Origin of the sequence: Vibrio sp. 10N.247.311.14, from assembly GCF_041467715.1 — a bacterium.
In the GTDB taxonomy this organism is placed as follows: Bacteria; Pseudomonadota; Gammaproteobacteria; order Enterobacterales; family Vibrionaceae; genus Vibrio; species Vibrio crassostreae_C.
In genome coordinates, this window is the sequence record NZ_JBFSVE010000101.1 from 1 (window position 1) to 4,587 (window position 4,587).

Annotated in this window: 4 protein-coding genes; 3 read left to right on the forward strand and 1 reads right to left on the reverse strand. The window is 43.7% G+C overall.

The features are described 5' to 3' along the window. The first annotated feature begins 720 nt into the window (after positions 1-720). Genes slyA through AB6F11_RS21455 form a run of 3 tightly spaced genes read left to right on the forward strand, consistent with a single transcriptional unit; the run spans position 721 to position 3,354 of the window. Entirely contained in the window at positions 721-1,188 is a 468-nt protein-coding gene (gene slyA / locus AB6F11_RS21445; protein WP_017059069.1) for a transcriptional regulator SlyA, read from the forward strand. A gap of 12 nt (positions 1,189-1,200) precedes the next feature. After that, positions 1,201-2,262: an HlyD family secretion protein gene (locus tag AB6F11_RS21450; RefSeq protein WP_102393148.1), complete on the forward strand. Its 1,062-nt coding sequence runs from the start codon at positions 1,201-1,203 to the stop codon at positions 2,260-2,262. Between the two features lie 60 nt (positions 2,263-2,322). Next, on the forward strand, positions 2,323-3,354 hold the full coding sequence (locus tag AB6F11_RS21455) for a DUF2955 domain-containing protein (RefSeq protein ID WP_017059067.1): 1,032 nt from the start codon (positions 2,323-2,325) through the stop codon (positions 3,352-3,354). A gap of 289 nt (positions 3,355-3,643) precedes the next feature. Here AB6F11_RS21455 and AB6F11_RS21460 read toward each other — a convergent pair. After that, on the reverse strand, positions 3,644-4,587 hold a 944-nt coding region (locus AB6F11_RS21460; RefSeq protein ID WP_372130719.1), incomplete at its 5' end, for a GlxA family transcriptional regulator.

Consider the following 4,587-nt stretch of genomic DNA (forward strand, 5'->3'; position numbering starts at 1 on the left):
TAGATGATCTGATCGTAGCTTTAAGCATTAGTTCCCTGATTTAGGAAACAAAGCCCCTAGGCAGTGATGAGTTTGTGAACAGTCATCTTCCTAATTTGAATTTAGCAGAGGGAGATATCAAAGAGGTTCCGGCAAAACAGCGACGTGCTAAACCTCTTTCGCTAAAGGAGTACCAAGACTCAGCGCCTAGTAGAAATGATGCCATTATTGCTGCATTTAATAGCGGTGGCTATACGCAAAAGCAAATAGGGAATCACTTCGACTTACATTATTCACGAGTCAGCCGTATAGTGGCAAAAGGCAAGACCTGCCCCCCCCCCCGTTGTTAGGTATGCCCGTAAGAAATGAAGTGGCTTAATTGCTCGCAGCCCTTGGGGTTACTACGCTCTTAGGGAGGAATTGTTCAACAACGCCACCTGTAAATCTCAAAAATCCTACATATTTTTCTTTAAAATTCCGCTTCCGTTTATTTTGTGACTGAATGGGCGCGTTAGCTAATATTTTTTGTCATCTACTGTGTTTCTGGCTCAGCGATTGGGTTGGCTGGGTTAAAATTTATTGGTAAAAGATCGGATGTCCTATTTCACTTCCATTTTTATTCTTTTTTTTCATTACTTTAAGGGGATTTAGGCTTATGAGGCGATTTTGATAGTATAAAATAATTTACTTAGCGTGCTAACCAAGTATAATAGTTAGCACGCTAGGTAAATGGGAACCATGATGCAAAAAGAATTCGACCATATGAAAGAGCTATCACTGGCAGAACAATTGGGGCGTCTGCATCGCTTATGGCGCACCGCTGTTGACATTGAACTTGCCCCTTTAGAGTTAACTTACCCACGCTGGACAGCCTTATGGAAACTGTGGCGATTAGGCGACAACCTCAGTCAAAAAGTATTAGCCAATGCCTTAGAAATTGAACTGGCCTCTTTAATGCGCACCTTAGCCCAATTAGAACAGCAAGGGCTCATTGAACGCCACTGTTGCCCCCATGATAAACGCGCCAGACTTGTCAATTTGACTCCTGCTGGACTCGATTTAATAACGAAAGTTGAAGTAACAATTATCAATATCCGTAGCCAATTGCTCTTAGGCATAAACGCTGAAGAACTTACTGAGTTTGAAAGAGTAATTAATCTGATTGGTAATAATGCGTTAACCAAATTAGCTAAAATGACAGACAAGTAAGTGAATACAAATATGACACCAGATCAACAATTTTCGCGGCTAACAAAAATTGCCTTAGCAGGCTTTATGCTGGTATTTGGTTACTTTATGTTTGCTGATGCGACTATGCCATTAACGCCGCAGGCTATGGCAACTCGGGTTGTGACTAAGGTTACCCCACAAGTTAATGGCCGCATTAAAACTATTGCTGTCACTAATAACCAAGTTGTTAGCAAGGGTGAATTACTGTTTGAAGTAGATCCTAGACCGTATAAGTTAGCGGTAGATGAAGCGCAGTTGGCTTTAGAGCAAGTCCAGCAAGATAACGCTGAGCTAGATGCCTCTTTGTTAGCGGCGCAAGCTGATGTCAATGCCAGCCAAACCACATCACAACAAAAACGCAGCGAAGCAAAGCGTCTTAATGCACTGTACAAAACTAATGGCGTATCCCAACAGCAACGCGATCAAGCTGACAGCGATGCCGCTGCGGCTGAAGCAAATTTGCTGGCAACCCAAGCCCGTTTAAAGCAATTAGAAGTGAGCCGCGGTGTTTACGGTAACAATAACTTAAAAGTACGTCAGGCCGAAAATCGCTTAGCCCAAGCCAAATTAAACCTGTCTTATACCCAAGTTCATGCGGATCAAGACGGCACAGTTACTAACTTGCAAATCATGGTCGGCGGCTTTGCGGCCATTGGCCAGCCACTGCTGGCTCTTGTTTCTGATGATGTGGATATTATTGCTGATTTTAGAGAAAAGGCATTACGAGATGTCTCAATTTCATCTAAAGCCCTTGTTGCGTTTGACGGTGAACCAGGCCGTTTATATCGCGCCCACGTCAGCAGTATTGATGCTGGGGTTAGCGCCGGACAGTTCGATGCCAATGGCAGTTTAGCGACTCCGCAACAATCTGATCGCTGGGTCCGTGACGCCCAAAGAATGAGATTGCATTTACAATTAGATAATGACGAAGTCATGAGAACATTGCCAACGGGGGCACGGGCGACGGTGCAGATAATGCCAGAAAATAGTTTGCTGAACTTATTAGCTCATGGGCAGATTAAAGCCATCAGTATGCTGCACTATATCTATTAACATCATACATTTGATAGATGCGCTATTTTAAATATATTACAGCGACACAAGGCAACAATCATGTTACTAAGATTTAATCCCATGACAGCCAATGATTTACGTCAATGTCTACGTATTGCCACTGCTGGCACGATTGGCTTTACTGTGTGCAAACTGTTCGGCTTTAGTAACGGGGTGTTTTATACTGTTACCCCTATGGTATTGCTAGGGCTAGCACCTGTGTTCACCGCCCATGTCGCGCGGCAGGTGTTGGCGTCTTCTGTCACAGCTGGATTAGTGGTAGGCGTTATCGGTGGTTTATTTGGTGGCCATCCAGTCTTAATGACCCTGATTATTTTTGGGGTGTTTGTTGGCTTTTTTACCGCCATGACCCGCGGCAGTTTTTTTCTTTATGGTGCCAATAGTTTACTTAATCTGAGCATCATGCTTAATTTTGCCAGTTACCCTGATACTGATCTAAACGGTCTCATCGGCGCTAATCTCGGCGCCACAATACTGGCAATCATTATCGCCTATATCATGGTCTCGTTAATCCCTGATGTTGAACCCAGAAAATTGCAAAAACCACCAGCAAAATCAGTAAATCGAATGCGACATGAAGTATTACTGGGGGCAACTATCGCCACAGCATCTTTTGTCGTGTTCCAGATATTTAATCTGCAAGACTCTATGTCGGCGCAAGCTGCCACAATTTTATTACTTTATCCGATGCATTTTACTGGGGTATTAAATTATGCCCTTAAACGTGCGATAGGTACCTTTCTTGGAGTGACATTCGGTGTGTTAGCCCAGTTGTTTCTTTATGATTGGTCAGGGCTGTTGATCTTAGTCGTGCCGGTTTTATGGTTTGGGTTAATGCTATTTAGCCAAGTACACGTCAAAGAAAACGTCGGCGCTGGGGTTGGCTTTGGAGCGATGACCACGCTAGGGATTTTATTTGGCCAATACCTCACCCCAGGTAGCGATCTGATATATAGTGCACTTTACCGTATTAGCAGTATTTTGGTTGCCATCGTAGCGACTTTATTACTGTGTTACATCATGCACACTTTACTTAACCGATTTGCTGCAACGCGCTTAAGTTATCAGTAATGCTGATAATGATTAATCGAGCATGGAAAAAAACTGCTTGTGACTCAGCATTAGAAACAATAGGGTCATGTCTTGTCTTTTGTCTCTCATAACAATCACCTGATTCCAGTACAGGATCAGGTACTAGTATTTCAATAAAGCAATTGGAGACACCGTTGAAACTTTTTCCTCTTTGCCATGCCTGTAGTTATTCATGATTTGCTAATGTTTACTTTTCCGAAACTCATTTCTGCCCAAAGGTATGCTGGCGGTAGCATGTAACGCAAAAATGCCCTCAATGAAATGAGTTCTATTGCTTGAAAGTCGTGCGCCACTGAACCGGCGATACATGAAAAGCAGATTTAAAGTGCTTTCTAAATACACTGTCAGAGCCAAAACCCGCTTGCTCTGCAATTTGAGGTATCGATAGTTTCGTGTTTTCTAATAGACGTTGGCTAAACACCAAACGTCGATTTTGCAGCCATTCACCAAATGTACAACCATAGGTGGATTTAAACTGGCGTGTAAAGGTACGTTTACTCATCGCACAGCGCTCAGCGAGTTCATCTAGTGAATGAGACTGATTGAGACTCTGCTCAACCTGCTCAATCACAAGGTTAATACTTGTCTCTGTGAGGGGTTTTATGTTGACTGGTGCTGGTATGTATTGTTGCTGCCCACCATTACGAGATGGTGCAGTCACCATCTTACGAGCGAGATCATTCGCAAGCTCACTACCACACAAACGGCGCACTATGTGCAGACAGCAATCGAGTGAAGCTGCTACTCCAGCAGAGGTGATGATAGTCTCATGTTCAACAAATAGAGGGTTTGGGTCAAAATTCACCTTAGGAAATTGCTGCTGAAATTGTTCGGTAAATGCCCAGTGGCTTGTGGCTCGTTTGCCATCGAGAACGCCAGCACACGCGAGAACATAAGAACCAAGGCAGAGCCCTACCAGCAACTTCCCTTTATCATGATGATCTATTAACGCCTCTAGAAGTCGCTCACTTGGCTCTGGCAGGTCATTTGGCCAGCTTGGAATAATTATAATATCGGCTTCTTGGGTAGCACTTAGATCGCTATCGACCACCACACCAAATCCAGAGCTTGTTTCAAACCGCAAGCTGTTTTCGCTACAGATCCTCAAGTTAAACCGAACCGGCTGACCGAAAAAGATATCTCGAAACACCAGACAGGGCACAGAGAGATGAAAAGCACTGATGCCTTCAAAGGCTACCATCGTAATTTTAA